18 protein-coding genes, 1 tRNA gene and 1 other RNA gene are annotated in these 23,660 nt (G+C 37.1%); 4 read left to right on the forward strand and 16 right to left on the reverse strand.

Translation table 11 applies throughout. The features are described 5' to 3' along the window. Positions 1-113: 113 nt before the first annotated feature. On the forward strand, positions 114-2,372 hold the full coding sequence (locus MLC52_RS06415) for a glutamine--tRNA ligase/YqeY domain fusion protein (RefSeq protein WP_434579676.1): 2,259 nt from the start codon (positions 114-116) through the stop codon (positions 2,370-2,372). 163 nt (positions 2,373-2,535) lie between these two features. Here MLC52_RS06415 and MLC52_RS06420 read toward each other — a convergent pair. From MLC52_RS06420 to rnpB, 4 genes are all read right to left on the reverse strand, one after another. After that, positions 2,536-2,610, reverse strand: a tRNA-Glu gene (locus MLC52_RS06420). A gap of 78 nt (positions 2,611-2,688) precedes the next feature. Further along, positions 2,689-3,234 (reverse strand): response regulator, encoded by a 546-nt coding sequence (locus MLC52_RS06425; protein WP_151900278.1) that lies wholly within the window; start codon positions 3,232-3,234, stop codon positions 2,689-2,691. A 74-nt stretch (positions 3,235-3,308) separates the two neighbouring features. Beyond that, positions 3,309-3,515, reverse strand: coding sequence for a hypothetical protein (locus tag MLC52_RS06430; RefSeq protein ID WP_151900277.1), 207 nt, complete (start codon positions 3,513-3,515; stop codon positions 3,309-3,311). A gap of 135 nt (positions 3,516-3,650) precedes the next feature. Then, positions 3,651-3,977, reverse strand: an RNA gene (rnpB, locus tag MLC52_RS06435) — RNase P RNA component class A. A 174-nt stretch (positions 3,978-4,151) separates the two neighbouring features. Here rnpB and MLC52_RS06440 point away from each other — a divergent pair. Beyond that, positions 4,152-4,769, forward strand: coding sequence for a TetR/AcrR family transcriptional regulator (locus MLC52_RS06440; RefSeq protein WP_151900276.1), 618 nt, complete (start codon positions 4,152-4,154; stop codon positions 4,767-4,769). Positions 4,770-4,865: 96 nt separating this feature from the next. Here MLC52_RS06440 and MLC52_RS06445 read toward each other — a convergent pair whose 3' ends face one another. From MLC52_RS06445 to mltG, 10 genes are all read right to left on the reverse strand, one after another. After that, positions 4,866-5,423: a 2-oxoacid:acceptor oxidoreductase family protein gene (locus MLC52_RS06445; protein WP_151900275.1), complete on the reverse strand. Its 558-nt coding sequence runs from the start codon at positions 5,421-5,423 to the stop codon at positions 4,866-4,868. A gap of 10 nt (positions 5,424-5,433) precedes the next feature. Beyond that, positions 5,434-6,288, reverse strand: coding sequence for a 2-oxoglutarate ferredoxin oxidoreductase subunit beta (locus MLC52_RS06450; RefSeq protein WP_151900274.1), 855 nt, complete (start codon positions 6,286-6,288; stop codon positions 5,434-5,436). Then, positions 6,288-7,442: a 2-oxoglutarate synthase subunit alpha gene (locus MLC52_RS06455; RefSeq protein WP_151900273.1), complete on the reverse strand. Its 1,155-nt coding sequence runs from the start codon at positions 7,440-7,442 to the stop codon at positions 6,288-6,290. The genes MLC52_RS06450 and MLC52_RS06455 overlap by 1 nt, the downstream gene beginning before the upstream one ends. Continuing rightward, complete coding sequence (locus tag MLC52_RS06460; protein WP_151900272.1) at positions 7,439-7,789, reverse strand: 4Fe-4S binding protein; 351 nt, start codon at positions 7,787-7,789, stop codon at positions 7,439-7,441. The genes MLC52_RS06455 and MLC52_RS06460 overlap by 4 nt, the downstream gene beginning before the upstream one ends. A 340-nt stretch (positions 7,790-8,129) precedes the next feature. Next, a complete protein-coding gene (gene sucD / locus MLC52_RS06465) occupies positions 8,130-9,005 on the reverse strand; it encodes a succinate--CoA ligase subunit alpha (RefSeq protein WP_151900271.1) in 876 nt (291 codons plus the stop codon). Positions 9,006-9,008: 3 nt separating this feature from the next. Next, on the reverse strand, positions 9,009-10,184 hold the full coding sequence (gene sucC / locus MLC52_RS06470) for an ADP-forming succinate--CoA ligase subunit beta (protein WP_151900270.1): 1,176 nt from the start codon (positions 10,182-10,184) through the stop codon (positions 9,009-9,011). A gap of 83 nt (positions 10,185-10,267) precedes the next feature. Next, on the reverse strand, positions 10,268-11,659 hold the full coding sequence (gene fumC, locus MLC52_RS06475; RefSeq protein ID WP_151900269.1) for a class II fumarate hydratase: 1,392 nt from the start codon (positions 11,657-11,659) through the stop codon (positions 10,268-10,270). Positions 11,660-11,662: 3 nt separating this feature from the next. After that, positions 11,663-12,619: a malate dehydrogenase gene (mdh, locus tag MLC52_RS06480; RefSeq protein WP_151900268.1), complete on the reverse strand. Its 957-nt coding sequence runs from the start codon at positions 12,617-12,619 to the stop codon at positions 11,663-11,665. Positions 12,620-12,826: 207 nt separating this feature from the next. After that, positions 12,827-15,004, reverse strand: a complete 2,178-nt coding sequence (locus tag MLC52_RS06485) for an NADP-dependent isocitrate dehydrogenase (RefSeq protein WP_434579680.1) — start codon at positions 15,002-15,004, stop codon at positions 12,827-12,829. Between the two features lie 131 nt (positions 15,005-15,135). Further along, positions 15,136-16,080 carry an endolytic transglycosylase MltG gene (gene mltG / locus MLC52_RS06490; protein ID WP_434579681.1) on the reverse strand — a complete coding sequence of 315 codons (945 nt, stop codon included), beginning with the start codon at positions 16,078-16,080 and terminating at the stop codon, positions 15,136-15,138. On the opposite strand from mltG, the gene MLC52_RS06495 reads away from it, so the two are divergent. Continuing rightward, entirely contained in the window at positions 16,010-19,153 is a 3,144-nt protein-coding gene (locus MLC52_RS06495; protein WP_434579683.1) for a YhdP family protein, read from the forward strand. The genes mltG and MLC52_RS06495 overlap by 71 nt on opposite strands. 9 nt (positions 19,154-19,162) lie before the next feature. On the opposite strand, the gene MLC52_RS06500 is transcribed toward MLC52_RS06495, so the two are convergent. Beyond that, complete coding sequence (locus MLC52_RS06500; RefSeq protein ID WP_434579684.1) at positions 19,163-20,365, reverse strand: FtsX-like permease family protein; 1,203 nt, start codon at positions 20,363-20,365, stop codon at positions 19,163-19,165. Then, entirely contained in the window at positions 20,362-22,953 is a 2,592-nt protein-coding gene (gene secA, locus MLC52_RS06505; protein WP_418640353.1) for a preprotein translocase subunit SecA, read from the reverse strand. Before secA ends, MLC52_RS06500 begins: the two co-directional genes overlap by 4 nt. A gap of 131 nt (positions 22,954-23,084) precedes the next feature. Between secA and lolA the strand changes: the two genes are divergently transcribed. Further along, the gene (gene lolA, locus MLC52_RS06510; RefSeq protein WP_151900262.1) at positions 23,085-23,600 is read left to right on the forward strand and encodes a LolA-like outer membrane lipoprotein chaperone; all 516 of its coding nucleotides are present in this window, start codon (positions 23,085-23,087) and stop codon (positions 23,598-23,600) included. The last annotated feature ends 60 nt before the right edge of the window (positions 23,601-23,660 follow it).

Genomic DNA, 23,660 nt, shown 5'->3' on the forward strand with positions numbered 1-23,660 from the left:
CTTCAATGCCATTAAGTGAAGCAGTTTCTCAAGACCCGTACTTTCGCGTGCGGGCTTTGTATTTTTAAAAGACTAAAAAGACTCAATGGCTGATAATAAAAGGTTTAAAAACAATGAACAATAAAAAAAAAGATTTTTTACGTACAATAGTTGAAAATGATTTAAAATCAGGAAAATACAAAGAGATAGTAACAAGGTTTCCGCCCGAGCCCAACGGTTTTCCGCATATCGGACATGCCAAGTCCATATCTATAAATTTTGGTATTGCCCGTGATTATAACGGTCACTGCAACCTGCGAATGGATGACACCAATCCGACAAAAGAAGATACAAAGTATGTAGAAGCTCTTGAAGATGCCGTCAGATGGCTTGGATTTGACTGGGGTGAGAATCTTTATTTTACCTCTGATTATTTTTCTCAGATATATGATTATGCGGTGCAGCTTATTAAAATGGGCAAAGCCTATGTCGACAGTCTGAGCGAAGATGAAATACGCCAATACCGCGGCACTGTTACACAGCCCGGAAAGCGCAGTAAATATGCAAGCAGAAGTGTTGAAGAAAATCTCGATCTTTTCCAAAGAATGAAAAAGGGCGAATTTAAAGACGGTGAGCATGTTTTACGGGCTAAGATAGATATGGGTGCAGCCAATATGAAAATGAGAGACCCGCTTTTATACCGTATAAGACATGCACATCACTTTAGAGCAGGGGATACATGGTCAATCTACCCGATGTATGATTTTGCACACTGTTTGTCTGATTATATAGAGGGAGTCACACACTCAATTTGTACCTTGGAGTTTGAAAACAATCGTGATATTTACGACTGGGTACTCGATACGCTTGAATTGAAACCGCCCCGTCCCTATCAGTATGAATTTGCAAGACTCAATATCAACTATACGGTTATGAGCAAAAGAAAACTTTTGGAACTGGTTGAGGGAGGCTATGTAAGCGGATGGGACGATCCTCGTCTGCCTACAATTGCAGGGTACAGAAGGAGAGGATACACACCGGAGTCCATTTTAAATTTTTGTGAGCAAATCGGTATAGCAAAAGCAAACTCTGTGGTTGATGTTGCACAGCTTGAATTTTCTATACGCGATGATTTAAACACAAAAGTTCCCCGTGTCATGTGCGTGATGGACCCTTTGAAGGTCACAATTGAAAACTATGAAGGTTCTGAGGAGATTGAGGCACCGTACTATCCGCATGATGTTCCAAAAGAGGGTTCAAGAAAGATTCCTTTTTCAAAAGAACTTTATATCGAACGGGCAGACTTTGAAGAGAATCCTCCAAAAGGCTACTTCCGTCTTACTCCTGAGCAGCCTGTGAGACTAAGACACGGCTATATCATTACATGTAAAGAGATCATTAAAGATGCCGATGGAAATATTACAGAAATAAAAGCAGAGTATTATCCTGATTCAAAAAGCGGTACGAAAGATACAAGCGGCATCAAAGTAAAAAGTGCCATTCAATGGGTGAGCGCAGCAGAGGCAAAAAAAATAGAGATCCGTCTGTACGACAGACTGTTTAAAACTGAAGCACCGGAGGGGATTGAAGACTTAAATCCAAACTCTTTGCAAATCATTAAAAATGCGCTGATTGAACCTGCTGTGATACTTGAAAAACCGGATGAGAGGTTTCAGTTTGAGAGACAAGGCTATTTTTATGCTGATCCGGTTGATTACAGCGATGCGCACCCTGTATTTAACAAAATTGTCGGACTGAAAGACTCCTGGACGAAAAAAGAAAAACCAAAACAGCAGGCAACACAACAAAAAGCCAAACAGGTACAAATAGACGGTGAAGTAACACCTATGACAGAGGAGCAGAAAAAAGTATTTGAAAAATATACAGATACGCTGAAACTCAACAATGAGGTTGCAAATACGCTGGCCCGTGATGCCTTTCTCTGTGACTTTTTTGAAGAGGCACTCTGTACATGTAACGCGCCTGTCACACTCTCAAATATTGTAGTCAATGAAGTAGCCAGAGTGCTTAAAAACACAGATGCAGAGACGCTGAAATTCGGCCCCGTGCATATAGCACAACTGGCAAAAATGATTGAAGAAGATATTATCTCAAGTAAAATTGCCAAACAGGTGTTTGAGGATATGTCAAAGAGTGGAGAAAACCCGACGCAGATAGTTCAAGCAAAAGGGCTGGTGCAGATCAGTGATCCGGCTCAAATTTTACCTGTTATTGATGAAGTTATTGCAAACAATCCTGATAATGTGGCAAAATACAAAGCAGGGAATAACAAGCTGTTTGGTTTCTTTGTAGGACAGGTATTGAAAAAGACAGGGGGTAAAGCAAATCCTAAAATTGTCAATGAGCTTGTAAAACAAAAATTGGCGATTTGATATTTTTTCACAACCTCCTGGCCTTAGTTAAAGGCACAAAGCCCGCACTCTTTCTTTAGCATTGAAAGTACGGGTTCCGAATGATTTTTGAATAGGCGAGTGTATTATTGTATTTGACAGTTGTATAGATGATATTTTATGATTGGGAAAAAGGAAGAAAAGTTGGTGACCCCGAGGAGAATCGAACTCCTGTAACATGGATGAAAACCATGGATCCTAACCGCTAGACGACGGGGCCAACATGCTCAACTTTTGTTGAGCCGAAATTATATAGACAATATCCTTAAAAAAAGATAAAATCTATATATTTCGTTAATTATTCATAAAAGCTACGAAGTGCTCTGATAATGACGGCATTTTTAGAAATACTTTCTGCTTTTGCATTCTCGTTTACAGTTTCGTATAAATCCAAAGGAAGAGAGATTGAAAATGTTTTTGTCTCTACTTTTTTCTTTTTAGCCACCATAGAAACAACATTACCTAAAAGCTCTATAATTTTTTTCGTGTCAATAGGCTTTTGAATAAAACTGTTTACACCCACTTCAATTGATGCAGAAATTTTTTCCATATCGTTACTTGCAGAGATCACTATAATGATTTGACTTGGATTAATTTCACGAATTTTACGAGAAAGTTCTATCCCGTCCATTCCTTCCATAATAATGTCGACAAAAACTACATCCGGCTTCATCTGCTCATATACTTTTAATGCCGTATCACCGTCGAAACATGATTCCACTTTTGCAAAAAAGTTTTTAAACGTAGAACTCAAAAGTTCGTTCGTTACTTTTTCATCTTCTACAACCATAGCTGTAAGTTTTTTTGTCTGTTCTGTTAATTGAATTAAATCTAAATTACCCATTGTTTTTTCCTATATTTTAATTTGTTATATTATACACTACAAATAGTTAATAACGCTAACATTTATCAACAAATTCAAGAATTTGTCTTAAATTGCTCAAGCCACTCTGTATCAGAAACACTGTTTTTTTCTTTTTGTGTCAACAAAGCATCAATTGTATCTATAAGAGTTTTTTCATCCATAAATTGTAATAAATCAGGATTAATAGAAGTAGGGCGTATGCCATCATAGCTGTTGAGAAGGTTTTGTATATCTTTGATAAGTTGTTCTTTTCTTTCCATTGTGTATCTGTTCCTGGAGTTTATTCGAGTGTTTATTCTCTATAGAGTCTTTGAAATAGTTCATATTAAACAATATGTATATTGGTTAACATAATGTAAATTCTCTTGAAAAATCATCTGCTCTCTTGAGAGTGGTTTTCAGGCATAAGATAAGCCGAGTTTTGTAGTGATAGCATTAATCTACTGCACATCTTGCGTTGTGCCTCTAGCGAAACAATAGCATTGTAAGACGCTAACCATTTGTTTCTTGCTGCCATGTTGGGTTTACAAGCTCTCTATATCGCTATAAAGACTGGTGGTCTCTTACACCACCTTTTCACCTTTACTACCAAAAGGCAGAAGTTTGTTTTCTGTTGCACTTTCCCTCGTATTGCTACGGCCATTAGTTAAATGGAACACTGTCTTACAGCAGCTCGGACTTTCCTCTTGAATACAGGTTCAAGTTACTATCTCTTATGCCTGATGGAATTATACATAAAAATTCTAAACAAAGGCTAGAGCATGAACATCTGTTCATACTAATATGGAGCAATAAGAACAATTGTTCACTTGTATTTAAGAAGATATTAACAACTGTTCATATATAATTGCATACACAAGAACGATTGTTCACTTTTAAAAGAAAAGGAGCTTTAAATGCCTGAAAACAGGGATATAAAGAAAAAAAACACAACAAAAGAGAAAATACTTACAGCCGCAACCGCCCTCTTTTCACACTACGGATACAAAGGAGCCAGTGTGCGTAAAATTGCTGCTGAAGTTGGAATAAGAGAGAGTGCTTTATACAATCACTATAAGAACAAGGAGGAGATATTTCTTGAAGTTGCTAAAAATATCTTCTCTTCGCCCTTTTCGTTTTCAGAAGACGAAGTGAAAGAATTGGCATTTAGGGGGAAACCGTTTTTACAAAAATATACCATGCAGTATAAAATGCTGACATTTGACAAAAAAAACGAAAACATGTTCAGGCTGCTCATGATTGAGCTTATGCAAAATAAAAGCCTCAGAGAACAGTTTATGAGCCAATACCATGATAAAAACATTGCCTTGCTCTCAGAAGGATTTTTCATTATGATGCAAAACTCTTTAATTCGCTCTTGCGATCCAATGCTTATTGCTTATGAGTTTATCAGCACCCTCTTTTATATCAGGCTTCAGGTTACATTACTGAGATTTGATGCCTGTTCGACAAATTCACTTGCGACACAATTTGAAAAACATGTAGATTTTTTTTGGGAAAGCATCAAAATATGATATTATAGAATATTAGATACTAATTAATATCAAATACTTGTTTTAAAAAAAGCAGTTCCTGATAAAGAACTGCTTTTTTATGCTAAAGGTTAAAAGTTATTTTGTTCCCATCGCATCTAAAGCATAGGCTTTTCCAAGCGCATATGCTTTTTTGTTTGCCTCATGAACTTTTGGCGGAACTTTTGAAAGCATTGTTTCAATCAAAGACTCTTCCGGAAGTACACCGGTCATTGTGTTTGTAATTGCCAAAGCAACAACAGATTGGGTAATTACATTCCCGACCTCTTCTTTTGCAATCGTAATGATAGGAATTTCAATAATATCCCACAGTTTTCTGTCTTCTTCTGTCGGGTGTACAAGATTTGGATCAACAACTATCTTGTTTCCAGGTCTTACACCATTTTTGAACTGGTGATAAGAAACATCTGCAACAGAAAGCATAAAATCAATTTCACCTTCATTTGCATACGGATAACGAATCTCTTCATCATCAAGTGTAATATCAACAACAGTTGCACCACCACGAACCTGAGAAGTATAAGTAGCTGTTTTTAGTCCATATCCACCGTTTTTAATTTTACAGGCAGCCATAATTTCACCGGCAAGGAGAACACCCTGTCCGCCTACACCAGTAAATCTTAAAGTATGTCTCATCTATAACCCCTTATATTTTTTTCTCAAAATCATCTTGAGTGATTTTAGGACGTTGCCCTTGTGCTGCTTTTTGAATTTCAGCATACATATCGCAATACTCTTCTTGTTCAACTTCTCTTAAAACACCGGTTGGAAAAATGTTAAGCTGTTCTTCTTCAGAGAGTGCTTCCCATTTTTTCAGCGGAAGTGTAATTTCATCAATCCATTTCAGGTTATCCATTGCAGAAACCATTTTGTTTTTACGGCCAAGGTTGATGTGACAGTTGGAAAAGATATCCATAAATGAGAAACCTTTATGAGAAAAACCTTTTACAAGAATTTTTTCAAGTTTCTTAGGGTCCGTCATAGACTCACGCGCTACAAAAGACGCCCCTGCTCCGATTGCCAGTTTACAGGCATCAAAAGTCGGATCAATGTTACCGTTCTTTTGAGAAACAGTCCACATACCGCGAGGAGTTGTCGGGGAAGTCTGTGAATTTGTAAGACCATAAATAAAGTTATTGATCAGAATAAAATTCAAATCAATATTTCTTCTACAGCCGTGAATAGTGTGGTTTCCTCCGATTGCAAGTCCGTCACCGTCACCTGCAACAACGATGACATGTGCATGCGGCTTGGCAAGTTTGATTCCTGTAGCATACGCAACAGTTCTACCGTGTGTTGTATGCACAGTATTACAGTCGATATATGAAGAAAAACGACCAGAACACCCTATTCCGGATACGATACAAACATCTTTCATATCCCATCCCATTTTTTCAATTGCACGGATAGTCGCTTTTAAAATAACACCATCACCACAACCCCAACACCACAGTGTCGGCATCTTGTTTACACGTAAATATTTATCATAATTAAATGCCATTAAATCATCTCCTTAACTTTTGCTACCATTTCTGCCGGTGCGATCGGACGACCGTTTGCTTTGAGTAAAGTAGTAAAATCATTACGTTTGATAACGCGTTCAATTTCTTTTGAGTACTGACCCATATTGAGTTCAGTCACCATAATTCTGTTTTCAAATTTCTTTCCAATCTCTTCTAATCTTTTAATAGGAGACGGCCACAACATAATTGGTCTGAACAGTCCTGCTTTGATACCTTCTGAGCGAAGTTTTTTAACAGCTTCATAAGCACCAAGAGCAATTGAACCATAGGCAATGATACAAACATCAGCATCTTCCAAATCAACTTCTTCATAATCAGGAAGGTCATCAAGTCCGCCATTTTCCAAGTGTACTGTATTTATCTTACCGACTAAACGCTCAATGTTAAATTCACACTGCTCTGCATCTTCGGTAGGAAAACCTTCGTCTCCGTGATGCAAACCTGTGATGTGGTATTTATACCCTTCAAACATAGGGTTAAGTACCGCAGGTTTGTTCATTTCAGCTTTATATGGCTTGTAATCTTCCGGATTGCCATGAAATCTTTCGCGGTCTACAATAGCAGCGTCAATTTCTTCAATATCCGGTAAATCAGCTTTTCCGTGCATGTGCCCGATTGTTTCATCAAGAAGCATAAAAACAGGAGTCATATATTTTTCAGCCAGGTTAAATGCACGTACTGTTTGTGTATAACATTCAGTTAATGAACCTGCACATAGAGTGATAGACGCATAGTCACCGTGTGTAGGATACTGTGCCTGACCGATATCTGCCTGAGAAACACGAGTAGGAAGACCTGTAGAAGGACCGCCACGCATTACATTGATGATAACCAATGGAATTTCAGCAATAAAAGCGAGACCAATCTGCTCCGCTTTTAAAGAGATACCAGGACCAGATGTAGCTGTAAAAGATTTAACACCTGTCATTGATGCACCGATAGCAGCTGAAATACCCCCGATTTCATCTTCCATCTGAATACAGACACCACCGACCTTTGGCAATAAATCAGAAGATTCATGCATTACTTCAGATGATGGAGTAATAGGGTATCCTCCAAAAAATCTTGCTCCTGCTTCTACTGCAGCTTTTGCAGCTAATTCATTACCTGTCGAGATAACTTCTCTCATTATTTAGCTCCTTTTTGTTTCACAGACATATAATTGTTTGCAACAATTTCCGCTTGTCTTTTTTTCGCTTCATCAGTTAGTTTTGCAAAACTTTTTCCTGCAGCTTTCAATTCTTTTCTGTCTGCTACATAAATAGCAAAATCCGGACATGTAAGTTCACATTCATTACACCCGATACAATCTTCCGGATAATCAATTGATATCATTGCACCCAGTGTTGATGTTGGGTCATATACCATTCCTAATACACCGGAAGGACACACAGACACACAAATGTCACACGCTTTACAATTGTTCGTGTTTACCCATACTGGTTCATTTCCTGGGTTTTCAGTTTTAAAAGTTCCCATTTATTCTCCTGTTGTTAAGTACAAATTAACTATGTATATTAGTTTGCATATATTAGTTTGCATATTAAGAGTATAGCAAATCATTATCAACTTGATTATAAAAGTTGATGTTTATTGCTAAAAAGAGCATATAACGTTTAGTATTTACACACTTATATTGAAATTTTAAAAAATAAAATTAAAGTATAAATTATAAAAACCATATACCGTTTAGTATCTACACACAAGCAGTGAGATTTTAAAAGATTAAAAAGAGATATAAATTATAAAAAAAGAGGAAAAAAACTTTCTGGAAAATTAATATTTTCAGAAAGTTTTTGTGAAAGAGTATAAAAATAAATTATTTTTTTGCTAAAACTTCAGCAACAGCTTTTCCGATTTCTGCTGGAGAAACAACAACTTTAACACCGGCAGCTTCAAGAGCTTCCATTTTTTCTTTTGCAGTACCTGCACTACCGGAAATAATCGCACCGGCATGACCCATACGTTTTCCTTTAGGAGCTGTTTGCCCTGCTATAAAAGCGACAACAGGCTTTGTTATCTGCTCTTTTATCAGTTTTGCTGCCTGAATCTCAAGGTCTCCGCCGATTTCACCAATCATTACAATTGCCTCTGTTTCAGGATCAGCTTCAAACATTGGCAGAATCTGCTTGTATGAAAGTCCGATAATCGGATCCCCGCCGATACCAACAGCAGTAGAAATACCAAATCCTTCTTTTACAACCTGGTTGGCACCTTCGTAAGTAAGTGTTCCGGATTTGGAAATGAGTCCGACATTGCCTTTTTTGAAAATCATTCCAGGCATAATTCCGATTTTACACTCCTCGGCAGTGATAATACCAGGACAGTTTGGCCCTATTGTTTTCATATTGTGTTTAGTAGCATATTGCTTGGCAAACATCATATCTTTGACCGGAGCCCCTTCTGTAATGATTACAGCAAGTTCAATTCCTGCATCGGCAGCTTCCATTACTGCATCTGCAACAAATGCAGGCGGAACAAAAACCATAGAAACAGTTGCACCGGTTGCATCAACCGCATCTTTGACCGTATTAAAAACCGGTTTACCCAAATGTGTTTCACCACCTTTGTTTGGTGTCACACCACCGACAATGTTTGTACCGTAATCAATACACTGTTCTGCATGAAAAGTACCCTCTTTACCGGTAAAACCCTGAACGATTACTTTTGTATCTTTGTTTACTAAAATTGACATATCTTATAACTCTCCTTTTGCTGCAGCAACAGCTTTTGCAGCACCGTCTGCCAAGTCTGTCGCTGGAATTACATTTGGTATATTTGCATTTTTAAGAATCTCTGCTGCTTCTGGAGCATTTGTACCATCAAGACGAACAATAACCGGTACATGAACATCTACAAGTTTTGTAGCTTCAAGTATACCGTTTGCGATACGGTCACATCTGACTATACCGCCAAAGATATTTACAAAAATGGCTTTAACATTTGGATTTTTCAAAATTATTTCAAAACCTTTTGCAACAGTCTCTGCATTTGCACTTCCGCCAACATCGAGGAAGTTTGCAGGTGTTCCGCCCATATAGTTAATAGTATCCATTGTTCCCATAGCAAGCCCTGCACCGTTTACCATACAACCGATTTCACCGTCAAGCGCAATATAAGAAAGACCATACTGGGCAGCTTCACGCTCATCCGGATCTTCTTCTGAAATATCTCTCATTGCTTCAAGTTCAGGATGACGCCCAAGTGCCGAATCATCAAATCCCATTTTACCGTCAAGTGCAATAAAGTCTCCAGAACCGGTTTTTACAAGCGGATTGATTTCGATCATCTCTGCATCTTTGTCCATATAAAGCTTATAGAGTTTAGAAGCAAAATCAATCATCTTACGCTGCTCGTTTTTATCTGTAATCCCAAGACCGAAAACCAATTCACGACCATGAAACCCTTGAAATCCGATAGAAGGATCAACAGTAACTTTAATGATTTTTTCCGGAGTTTTTTCTGCTACAGTTTCTATGTCCATCCCGCCTTCGGTAGAAGCCATGATAATCGGCATTTCCTGTGCGCGGTCAAGTACTACAGAGAGATAAAGCTCGTCTTTAATGTCAGCACCGTCTTCTATATATACTTTTTGTACAAGTTTTCCTTCAGGCCCTGTTTGGTGTGTCACCAAAGTCATACCAAGAATTTCCTGGGCATACTGTTTTACTTCATCAAGACTTTTAGCCAGTTTTACACCACCGCCTAGTCCACGACCACCTGCATGTATTTGTGCTTTTACAACCCAGACAGGTCCACCTAACTCTTTTGCATTTTCTACAGCCTCTTCCACCGAGTTTGCAATTTTACCTTTTGGTGTCGGAACACCATACTCAGCAAAAATTTCTTTTGCCTGATATTCATGTATATTCATTTATTCTCCTTGTTTAAAATTGAAAGACGCTTGTTTTTAAGCCTTATACGACTCGGAATTTAGTTCCTCGCTTGCATTGGCTTTTAAGCCTTAGGTGCAATCATCTCTTCCGGTTTTACATATTCGTCAAACTGTTCAGGTGTCAAAAGCCCGAGTTCAACAGCTGTCTCTTTCAATGTTGAATTGTTTGCATGCGCAGTTTTTGCAATTTTAGCTGCATTTTCATATCCGATATATGGGTTCAAAGCTGTTACAAGCATCAATGAATCATGTAAATAATGATCTATTTTTGCCTCAACAGGTTTGATTCCCACAGCGGCATTATCATTAAATGATATGATTGAGTCACTTAAAAGACGCACAGACTGTAAAAAGTTATATGCTATAACAGGTTTAAAAACATTTAATTCAAAATTTCCCTGGCTTGCTGCAAAGCCTATTGTTGCATCATTTCCCATAACCTGACAGGTAACCATTGTTACCGCTTCACTTTGTGTAGGATTTACTTTTCCCGGCATAATAGAACTTCCAGGCTCATTTGCAGGAATTTCAATTTCACCAAGGCCGCAACGGGGACCTGATGCCAACCATCGCACATCATTTGCTATTTTCATCATATCAGCAGCAAGTGCTTTGAGCGCACCGTGAGCAAAAACAAGTGCATCATGGGAAGTGAGTGCGTGAAATTTGTTTGGTGCTGTCACAAATTCATGCCCTGTCAATTCACTGAGCTTTTTAGCAACTCTTTCACCAAGTTCGGGATGAGCGTTAAGCCCTGTTCCGACTGCGGTACCGCCAAGTGCCAACTCTCTGACTGCTTCAAGAGAGTCTTTTGCCATCTTTTCACATTTGCTCAGCATTTCAACCCAACCGCTTATTTCCTGTCCAAGAGTCAAAGGAGTAGCATCCTGCAGGTGTGTGCGGCCTATTTTCACTATATGGGCAAACGCTTCACTTTTTGCCTGTAAAGTAGCTTTAAGTTTGGCAATAGCAGGAAGAAGATTCTCTTCAACAGCGATAACAGCCGCTACATGTAAAGCAGTCGGATATGTATCATTTGAAGACTGTGACTTGTTAACATCATCATTCGGATGTACCAGTTTCTCTTTTCTAAAATCTCCGCCAAGTATTTCTGTAGCACGATTTGCAAGCACTTCATTGTTGTTCATATTTGACTGCGTACCTGAACCGGTCTGCCATACAACAAGCGGATAGTTTCCGTCAAGTTTTCCTGCCAGCATGTCATCAGCAGCCTGCGCAATTGCATCTGCTTTTTTTGCATCGAGTTTTCCCAGGTCTTTATTGACAAGTGCCACAGCTTTTTTCAGGTATGAAAATGCACGGGTAATCTCATACGGCATTTTTTCTTCACCGATTTTAAAGTTTTGAATACTTCTTTGTGTCTGCGCACCCCAATAAGCATCTTGAGGTACTTCGATTTCACCCATGGTGTCTTTTTCTATACGGCTCTTCATTCTTTATTTCCCTTCAAAAAAATTATTTTCTTTTAATGTATCTATCAAATCCTGAACTGATTTACAGGATTTTGCAAACATTGCTTTTTCTTTTTCATCGAGTGTCACTTCAATGATTTTTTCAGCACCCTTTGCACCAAGCATTACAGGAACCCCCGAAACTACATCACTGTAACCGTATTCACCTTCAAGGCATACCGCACAAGGGTGAATCTGTTTTGTATCTTTTAAAATTGCATCCACCATAATCGCTGTTGATTTTGCAGGCGCATAATAAGCTGAACCTGTTTTTAGGTATCCCACAATTTCAGCACCGCCGTGGCGGGTTCTGTCAACAATTTCGGCAATTTCATCATTCGTCAGCACATCAGAAAGCGGTACACCCGCTACAGTTGAGTAGCGAGGAAGCGGCACCATGTCATCTCCGTGTCCGCCCATAACCGAAGCACGAATCTGCCCTCCGCCGTAACCAAGCTTTTCCTGTATAAATGCTGCCATTCTTGAACTGTCCAGGATTCCAGCCATTCCGATAACACGGCTTCTGTCAAATCCACTCTCTTTAAGTGCTACATATGTCATCGCATCAAGCGGATTTGAAACCATGATAACAACTGCATTTGGAGAGTATTTTGCAATACCTTTTATAACTTCTTTTGTAATTTTTGCATTTATCATCAATAAGTCATCACGACTCATACCTGGAAGTCTTGGACTGCCGGCAGTTACAACAACAACATCACAGTCAACCAGATCCGACATCTCTTCAGCAACTTTAACCACGGTATGACTTCTTACAGCAGAAGCTGCCTGAGACATATCGAGAGCCTTTCCTTTTGCTACATCTATTTTATTGTCACGAAGAATAATTTCATGACACGATCCAAGCATTGCCAGAGAGTATGCTACTGTTGCACCAACATTACCAGCACCTACTATCCCTACTCTTTTTCCTTGACTCATATATGCTCCTTAATATTAAATAGTATGATGACCAGTACAGTACACTTAAACAATATGTGCGAACACATAACATTTAAGTATATTCAGACATCGAAAGTTTAGATGAAACGGCATTCATCTTTTGTATATAGCACCTGTTAAAATAAGAGTTACATAAAAAAGAGGAATATCGTGCGTAAGTATACCTTACGCACGATATAATTCAACTTAGATTGAATCAATTATTGCATTCAATGTTGCAGACGGACGCATTGCTTTTTCAGCTTTGGCATCATCCGGGTGGAAATACCCACCGATATCTTTCGGAGAACCTTCCGCAGCAGCAAGCTCGGAAAGAATTTTTTCTTCATTTTTGATAAGTGTTTCGGCAATCGGCGTAAACTTCTCTGCCAAAGCAGTGTCAGCAGTCTGTGTACTGAGTGCCTCAGCCCAGTAGCGTGCTACCCAGTAATGAGACGCTTTGTTATCAGGCTCACCGCATTTTCTGCTCGGCGCTTTATCATTGTCAAGGTAACCTTCGTTTGCTTTGTCAAGACCTTCTGTCAATGCACCGATTTTGCTGTCTTCACTTTTTTGGTACATCATTCTAAGTGACTCAGCCAATGCTAAAAACTCACCTAATGAATCCCATCTGAGGTGACCGCACTCTAAGAACTGATCCACATGTTTAGGAGCAGATCCGCCGGCACCTGTTTCAAACAGACCGCCACCGGCTAACAATGGAACAATTGAAAGCATTTTTGCAGATGTTCCAAGCTCTAAAATCGGGTACATATCTGTCAAGTGGTCACGAAGAACATTACCGGTTACAGAGATTGTGTCTTTGCCTGCTCTTACTCTTTCGTTTGTGAATCTTGTAGCAGAAGCAACATCCATGATTTTAATATCCAAACCTGTCGTGTCATGGTCATTTAAGTATTTGTTTACTTTTTTAATCATCTGCGCATCATGTGCACGATCTTCATCCAACCAGAATACGGCAGGATTTCCTGTAATTCTTGCACGTTCAACCGCCAAGCGTACCCAGTCTTGAATCGGAATATCTTTCACACGGGACATTCTCCAGATATCACCTTTTTCACACTCAAATTTCATAAGTTCTGTACCGTCTTCAGCCGTTACTGTCACTGTGCCGTCTTCTTCAAGCTCAAAAGTTGTCGGGTGAGAACCATACTCTTCTGCTTTTTGTGCCATAAGTCCGACATTTGCAACATTACCCATAGTAGTTACATCATATTGGCCGTTTTTCACACAGTCAGCTACCATCTCTTGGTGAAACATTGCATAGGTACTGTCAGGAATAACAGCAACACACTCATCAGCCGCACCTGTTCTGTCCCACTGCTTACCGCCTTCACGTACAACAACAGGCATAGACGCATCAATAATTACATCATTTGAAGCATTGAAGTTTGTTGTCCCTTTGTCAGAGTCAACCATAGCAATTCTCGGTGCATCAGCATCAACTACTGCTTGGAAAGCAGCTTTGATTTCTGCTTCTTTTGGGTGACCGGCAATTTTTTTCTCCAAATCACTCATACCAAGATTTGGATTAACACCTAATTCAGCGAATAAATCTGCGTATTTGTCAAAAACTTCTTTGAAGAAAACCTGGAATGCATGACCAAACATAATCGGATCAGAGATTTTCATCATTGTGGCTTTGAGGTGAATAGACCATATAACACCTTTCTCTTTTGCCTCATCAATACTTTTTTGGATAAATGCTCTTAACTTTTTCACTGACATAAATGTACCGTCAAGAATTTCTTTCTCAAGAGCATCAATAGTTTTTAACTCTTTGCCGTTTAATGCAATTGTCACTTTTTGCGCTTTGTCCATAGTTACTGACTGTTCATTTGCATAAAAATCACCGTCACCGTTCATGTGAGCAACATAAGCTTTTGAGTTTTCAGCAAAAGGCTTCAGTCTGTGTGGATGTTTTTGTGCATATTTTTTAACTGCATGTGCTGCACGTCTGTCAGAGTTTCCTTCACGAAGGACAGGATTGACTGCAGAACCGAGACAAGTACTGTATTTAGCCTGGATAGCTTCCTCTTGGGCATTTGCAGGATTTTCCGGGTAGTTCGGAATATCATACCCTTGAGACTGAAGTTCCGCAATACAATCTTTTAATTGACCAACTGAAGCAGAAATATTTGGAAGCTTAATAATGTTCGCTTCCGGTTTTTGCACAAGTTCACCAAGCTTAGACAACTCGTCTTCTGCAAGACCCATTGCTGCTAAAACTCTCCCTGCAAGTGAAATATCACTAGTTACAACTTCTACACCTGCTTCTTTTGTAAAAGCATTTACGATTGGTAATAAAGAATATGTTGCTAAAGCCGGAGCTTCATCAATTTTTGACCAAATAATTTTTGACATGTTCTGTCCTTCTGAGTTAATATTTATTCATAAATTATATATTTATGAACTTTACGAATTAAATAATAACACTTAAGAGAAACAAACAGGGCATTGACAGGAAAAAGTTCACATTATCTTTCTTTTTTGTTTCATTTTGTAGCACGCTTTATGTTGCGTAAATGTGTAGAATAGTTACATGTAAAGTCATGTGTTCCGTTTTTGGATTTCATAAAATAGAGATACTTGGTTTTTTTCGGAAATACCGCAGCCCGTATGGCATCAATACTTACATTGCAAACAGGAGCAGTTGGGAGCCCTGCATGTCTGTATGTATTGTATGTTGTAGTATCATTTTTAATTCGGTAGGGTGTGACCTTTTGGTGCGAATACTTTCCGTAGTTAAGCGTTCCGTCCATTTGCAGTTTCATTCCTTTGTTTATTCTGTTGTATATAACAGAACTCACCAAAGGCATCTCTTTTACACTGGCTGATTCTTTTTGAATTATTGAAGCTATTGCTACATATCGAAACCATTTCTTTTCATTATAATTGCCGAAAAACTTTAGAGAGAGTTCTTTCATTTTTCTGTGTGAGCTGTTTAGTAACACTTTTATAAGCTCTTTTTCCGTAATACCCAAAGGAAGTCTGTAAGTATCAGGAATAAAAACGCCCTCTTTTATTGGAGCATACTTGTCGAATTCATTTTGTAATTTTTGTCTGTTGAGATGCAAATTACTTGCCAGTTGATTTAAAAATATATAGGTAGTCTCTCCCGGAATAAGTGTAACATTTTGCAAAGCTGCTTTGGATCTTGTCAGTTTATATAAAAAATCCGCTTTGGTATTAGCCCTTGTCTGTAAATTTATCCATCCGCTTTGAGGGGAGCCAATCATCCGTAAAAGAAAAGAATCGATTTTACAGACATCATAATTTTCAGACTGCAATTGTGTTATAATTTTATTAATAGAGCCTGCAGGAATATAGAGGACTTTGGGCGTATAAATAGGTTTATTAAGGTAATACATGAAAGATAATGCAATCACGAAGATTATTGCGAAAACATACACGAGTATAGCTGTTTTTTTTACTTTCATGTTTCTTCTTCTTGTTGGTTTGTTTATAGTTTTACAAAATGGATTATATCTTGATAATGTTTCTATATCAAATATTCATGCAAAAAATGTTTATATCAAATGGGATGACAGACTTACTGTTTCTGTTAAAACCTTAAAAATTGACAGACAAAAAAACAAAACTGCGAACAATGTCAGTTTTAAAGAATTCAGTAAATATCTTAAAATTGTTACGCAAACAACACACTGGTTTCGCTCTCTTGTTGTCAGCAACATAGTATTTGGAAATGCCACAGGCTCTTTTAAATACACGAGTAGTGATCAGGGCTTTTTTGTTTTTCAATCTCCCGATTTTGATTTTAAATCGAAGATTTATGCAAAAACAGATCTGCTTACAGTCTCAATAAAAAAGTTTCAAGACAAAAAAAGGGCTGTCTCTATAAAAGGCAGTGTTATTTTTGATACACAGGCACAAAAAGTATACACAAAAATTGACCTTGATATTCATAATGATGCAAACCTTACTGTTTATGCAATTGCAGATGCGAAACAACTCATCTACAATGTTGTCAGCAACAAACACATAACTGATATTTCCCACCTTGTAAAAATCGCACATTTGCCAAAAGAAGTAATATACTGGGCATATACTGCCATTAAAATGCAATATCTTGATATTCAAAAATTTCATGGTTTTATTGATTATAATAATTTGCAAAATGCTTATAAAAACATATATATACAGGCAGTTGCACAAAAACTCATCTATACATACAATCCAAAACTTGAGGCTGTAAAAAGCAAGCAGACAAACCTTGAATTTAAAAAGGGTGTTTTATATATAAAACCTCAAAATGCTTTGACGTATGGCATGCATTTAGGAAAAAGCTGGCTTAAAATTGACTTCAATAAAAAAGAAGAACTTTTAACACTGCATTTGCTGTTTGAGGGTATGCTTAACAAAGACATGTTACATGTATTGAACACCTACAAAATAAAACTGCCTTTTTTACAAAGAAAAGGAACAGTCAATACAGATTTAACGATAGAGGTCAACCTGCATACAATTGATGTAGATGCCAAAGGAGACTTTTATACCAAAAAAGCAAACTTTGACTACCTTGGACTGAATATAGATATTTTCAATACACATATACATCTTGATAATTATGATGTGCTGATAGATAAAATGCAGGCAAAATACAAAGAGATTGCTGCGGCGAATGTATATGTAAGCTTTAATGCAAAGAAATCAGAAGGAACAATAAATTTAAACTTTCACAAAATAGAGACACAGGGTCTCTCTCTTGATACACAAAAAGGACCTTTGCATGTAGCCTACCGTATTAATCCAAAGCAGGACACAATAGATATAGATTCTTCAAAATGGCAATACAAAAACAAAATTATTACGTTAGAGAAACTCTCAGTAGATTTTGATCTGAAAAAACTGCAGGCAAATATACCCGCAACGTATTTTAATATCTGGAAAATGACAAATGGATATGTCAATGGAACAATAGACCTCAAAGCATCTAAAACAAATCTTGATGTAGATCTCTTAAAGCTACAGTACAGCGGTATAGAACTCACACAAACAGTAACACCGTTACACATACAATACGACAAGGTTTTATCTGTCTCTTCACAGGAAGATATATTTTTCAATGTTAACGGATCGCAATACAAAGCAAGCAATTTTTATATAAATTTTGATAAACAAAGTATATATTTAAAACATACATTTTTACAAATCAGTGATTATATCAGTACAAAAGTCTATGCTTATTATGATTTTGATTCAAAAAAAGCACATATAAGTTTAAATGACTTTGTATTGAAAAACCCAAAAACAGATGCCATACTCTATAAAAACAATAAAATAATGCTAGGCGGATATATTGACGGTGAAAATATTACAATAGATTCACGAGAACTTGATGCTTCTTTTGTTTCCAATGAAAAACAATGGAAATTAACACTTAATGCTCTTGAGATTCTTGCAAAAAAATCACTTTTTTTACAAAAATATAAACTCAATGAAGGAAAAATCAGTTTTTATAAAAAAAGCGATGCCCCCTATACTCAGTTTAGCGCAACTTTACACTATCCTTATCATTTACTAGTCAACAAAAACAAGGAAATCAGCACCTACACTGTAAGAGGAGAAATTACAAAAAAACAAAAAATTTATCTCAACGTAAACAAGAAAATGCACATTAAAATAGATAAAGATGTTGCAATCAAAATACATGATGCCGGTCTGAATATAGATGCTATTGTCAAACTTGCAAAACAAATAGCAACACAGTCAAATGCAAAAACAAGCAACTTTAAGCTTTCCGCAGATGCGATAGATTCCTATCTTTATCTTGGCAACAACCGATACGCTGTTTCAGATACAATGCATCTGCAATATTACAATAATATCCTAACAGCACAACTGATTCACAAAAAAGGAAACGCAGGATTTAAGCTTGAAAACAATACTTTTCATCTTTATGGAGAAAACTTTAATGATAAATTCATGGAAAAACTCTTTGCCCCGTCTAAATTCAGTGGTGGGAGTCTGGACTTTTCTATGAATGGAACACTTGAAGACTACAAGGGTGTTTTTTACATGCATGATACTGTAATGATTGACTATAAACTTCTCAATAATGTCCTGGCTTTTGTCAATACAATACCCTCTCTTGTTACTTTTTCACTGCCGGGTTACAGTAAAAAAGGTTTACATGTAAAGAATGCCTATGTAAAATTTCATGCAAAAAAAGGTGTCTTTGATATTTCAGATATTTATCTTGAATCCAAAGAATTGACAATACTCGGAAAAGGGAGTGCGGATATCAACAAGAACAGTATCAATTTGGTTTTAAATTTAAAAACAGATCTGGGAAGTAATCTCTCAAAAGTACCACTTGTCGGTTATATTATTTTTGATGGAAAAAGTATATCAACCACACTCAAAGTTACAGGGAAGCTCAGCGATCCTACTATAAGTACCATGGTTGCCAAAGATATTATTGTAGCACCGCTCAATATTATCAAGAGAACGCTTACCTTTCCTTTTAAAGTGCTTCAAAAACTCTTTTAGGAATTTTTACTACTCATTTCGAAGAACAGTCAGTATATCTACTTCACTTGCCTTTTTGGCAGGATAATAAGAGGAAGCTACAACGATACCAAAAGCACCTGCGACAATAAAAATGAAATCATGAAGTGTCAAGTCCAGGGGAAGTCTCGAAGTAGGATAAACATCTTTTGGCAAAGAGACAATATCAAAAGTACTGAGTAGCCATATACCACTCAGTCCAAAGACAATACCGGCTAAAATACCGGTAATTCCTATAACAATTCCCAAATACAAAAATACTTTTTTAATTTCAGATGTCGTTGCACCCAAAGAGAGCAAAAGTGCTATTTCCCCTCTTCTGTTCATTACAGTCATTAAAAGAGAAGATATAATATTGATAGAAGCAATAAGAATAATAAGCATCAGGACAATAAAAAGAGAAGTTTTTTCCATCTCCAAGGCAGCAAAAAAATTCATATTGTCTTCCCACCAGCCTTTTACTGTTACACTGATTGGCAGCACTTTTTTTATTTTTTCTATATCTTTTCGTGGATCTTTGGAATATATATGAATACCGTCATATTCATTTGCGGCCATATGTTCTATGGTCTGCATAGCCTCCAGTGTTGTGTAGGAGTATGCTTTATCATAAGCAGAAAGCCCTGAATCAAAAAATGACTTGATTTGAAAGCGCTTTATTTTTGGAGTAACAGAGAGTCCGCCCGGTTCCACATTTGTAAAAATATACATCAGTTTATCATTTACATGTAAATTAAATTCTTCTTTAAGAGTTTTTCCTACAACAACATCAAATTTTTTAAAAGTATGCCCGGTAATTGCTTTTGCAAGTACCGAATTGACTTTCACTTCATCCTCAAAGTTTACGCCAAAGAGATACCCGCCTTCAAGTCTTGAACCGCTTCTGGCCATCACAGAAGACTGAATGTAAGGGCTAAACTGCAAATAAGGAAATTTCTCTTCCAAATCCATAAGCAGATTGCTGTTTACAGCACCGTAAAACTTTGGAATAATGGTTAAAGGGTAGTTCATAACAGTCAGTTTGTCTTTAAACTCTTTGTCAAAACCATTCATAAGTGCCATGGCAATAAGAAGTACCATGACACCGAGCGTAATTCCTATAAAGGCTAAAAGTGCAGATATAAAGATAAAAGGCTGCTCCTTGTCAAAGCGTAAAAATCTTTTCACAAGGTAAGAAACTATTGATTTTTTCAAGAAGCAAAAACACCTTTTTTCGGACCGCTTTTTCCACAGCACTGCTTGTATTTTTTTCCGCTTCCGCACGGACAGGGATCATTTCTTGCTATTTTTTTACTCACAACAAAATCATCTTCGGCATCAATATCCACATTGTCATGATGGTTAAGCCGCATCAATGCTTCTTGTGCTTTTTTCTCTTCTTCAAGCTGTTTGGAAATTCTGGCAGCTTCTTCTTCCGGAGATTCCATCTGGAACTGTATAATCTGCAAGGTTTTGATTGTATTGAATTTAATATCATTAATTAATTCGCCAAAAAGACCAAAACTCTCTTTTTTGTACTCAACAAGAGGATCTTTTTGATTATATGCACGCAAACGAATACCGGTTTTCATATTGTCCATTGCATAAAGATGTTCTCTCCAGGCATTATCCAACTCTTTGAGATAAAACTCTTTTTCTATATCCTGTCTTGTCTGCTCATCCAACACGCCCATCTTTTCATCATAAGCCGTTTTTAACAGTTCTGTAACTTTGGCATACAACTCTTCGTATTCAAGCTCTTTTAACTGCTCGATATCCAAATCAAAATTCATCTCTTCCTTAAGAAGCTGAGAGAGTTTTTCAAGATTAAAATCTTCTTTGTCTGCACCGGCAAATATATCCGAGCGGGCTAAAAGATTTGCAACATATTCTTCTCTGATTTCATCGATTTTACCAGCAATATCATAATCATCACTTAAAAGTTGATTTCTGAATTTATAAACGATTTTTCTTTGCTCATTTGCAACATCATCATACTCAACAATTTGCTTACGCCCTTCATAGTGCATATTTTCAACTTTTTTCTGTGCTTTTTCAACTGCACGGGTGACCATTCTTGATTCTATATATTCGCCGTCTTCAACACCGAGTCTTTCCATGATGGACTTGATTTTATCACTGCCGAATATTCGTAAAAGATTGTCTTCAAGTGAAAGATAAAACTGTGTTGTTCCGGGATCACCCTGACGCCCGGAACGTCCGCGCAGCTGGTTGTCAATACGGCGGTTTTCATGTCTCTCGGTTCCGATGATATACAAACCGCCAAGTTCTTTTACTTCATCACTTACCTTAATGTCAACACCGCGTCCTGCCATATTTGTCGCAATGGTTACAGCACCCTTTGCTCCGGCATGTTTAATGATTTCACTCTCTTGTGCATGGTTTTTTGCATTTAAAACAGTATGGGCAATTTTTTCCTTCTTCAGTATTTCATGTAAAACTTCAGATTTTTCAATAGAAGCCGTCCCTATTAAAATAGGTTGTCCTGATTTGCTCAGTTTTTTAATGGTCTCAATAACAGCTGTAAATTTCTCTTCTTCTGTTTTATATATTAAATCATTCAAATCTTTTCTTGCAATCGGAATATTTGTAGGAATGGAAACAACATCCAAATTATAAATCTGTGCAAATTCTGTTGCCTCTGTTTCGGCAGTACCTGTCATTCCCGCAAGTTTGTCATACATTCTGAAGTAATTTTGAAAAGTAATATCTGCAAGCGTTTGTGTTTCTTCTTTTATCTCCACGCCCTCTTTGGCTTCAAGTGCCTGATGCAGTCCTTCAGAAAAACGACGTCCTTCGCTTAATCGGCCCGTAAATTCGTCAACAATAACCACCTCCCCGTCATTGACAACATAATCAACATCTTTTTCAAAAAGGTAATTTGCCTTTAAAGCCTGGTCAAGCATATGCGGTAAAGAAGCATTCTCTGCACTGTAAAGATTTTCGACACCAAAAAGTTCTTCCGCTTTTGTAATACCCTCTTCTGTAATCAGTATCACTTTGTCTTTTTCATCAACAGTAAAATGTTCCTCTTTATTCAATTCCAAAGCAACTCTGTTTGCTTTGAGATAATCCTGCATATTTCTGTTTGTGGGCCCTGAAATTATCAAAGGCGTTCTCGCTTCATCAATTAAAATAGAATCCACTTCATCGACAATTACGAAATTGTGTCCACGCTGGACCATCTGGTCTTTTGAATAACTCATATTGTCACGCAAATAGTCAAAGCCGAACTCATTGTTTGTACCGTAGGTAATATCTGCATCATAAGCAGCTTTTTTCTCTACAGGATCATGCATGTCTTCGAGAATCGTGCCTACACTGTAGCCCAGAAAATTGTACAGCACACCCATCTCTTTTGCATCACGGGAAGCCAGATAATCATTCACTGTTACCAAATGAACACCCTTGCCTGTCATTGCATTGAGAGTAATGGCAAGTGTAGCCACAAGAGTTTTTCCCTCACCGGTTTTCATTTCGGCAATTCTACCCTCATGTAAAACCATACCGCCAATAAGCTGAACATCAAAATGGCGCATATTCAAAACACGTTTTGCAGCTTCTCTTGTTATGGCAAAAGAATCATACAGCACATCATCCAGAGTTTTCTCGCCGCTCTGTACACTTTGTTTCAAATCTTCAAAAGCATTTTTGAGTGCATCATCACTTAAAACTTCATATTTGCTTTCAAGTTCATTAATCTTTTTAACTTTTTTAGTATATTTTTTTAATTCTCGGTCATTTGCAGTACCAAATACCTTACCCATGAATGCTTGTAGCATTTGCAACCTTATTATCGTTACTATATATTTTACTATATAGTAATCGCTGAAATTGTTCTTATTTTATCACATTAAATCTAATAAATAGTATAAATGAATAATTTGCTATAATTTCTTTTTAAAGGAGAAAAATGAAAAGAATAATTTTAGCTGCATTGTTGATAACATCTGGCTATGCAAGTATAAAAAATATAAACAGTTTTGAAGCAGATTTTTTACAAAAAATAGTAGATGACAAAGGTGTGAAGATAACATATACGGGGCATGTAACAGCTTCTAAACCTCGTTATGCTCTTTGGCAGTATACAAAACCTGTGCAGAAAAGTGTTTATATTTTACAAAATAAAATTGTAGTTATTGAACCGGAGTTAGAACAGGTCATCATTAAACATCTTAATGGAGATTTTGATCTTTTTAAAATTATTCACAATGCAAAAGAGATCGCAAAAGGGAGTTATTTAGCGAATTTTCAGAATAAAGAATACATCATAAAAACAGAAAATTCCATCATTAAATCTATTTCATACAAAGATGAACTTGAAAATGATATAAAGATTGTATTTAAAAACCAAGAAGTAAATAAAAAAATATCGCAAGATAAATATGTACCGGATATTCCGGATGAATATGATATAGTCAGTGAGTAATATGTAACAAAAACGGATTTAGTCCGTTTTTGCATACAGCTAGTTAAGCTTGGCAAAAAT

Origin of the sequence: Sulfurimonas sp. NW15, from assembly GCF_051132285.1 — a bacterium.
GTDB classification, from domain to species: domain Bacteria; phylum Campylobacterota; class Campylobacteria; order Campylobacterales; family Sulfurimonadaceae; genus Sulfurimonas; species Sulfurimonas hydrogeniphila.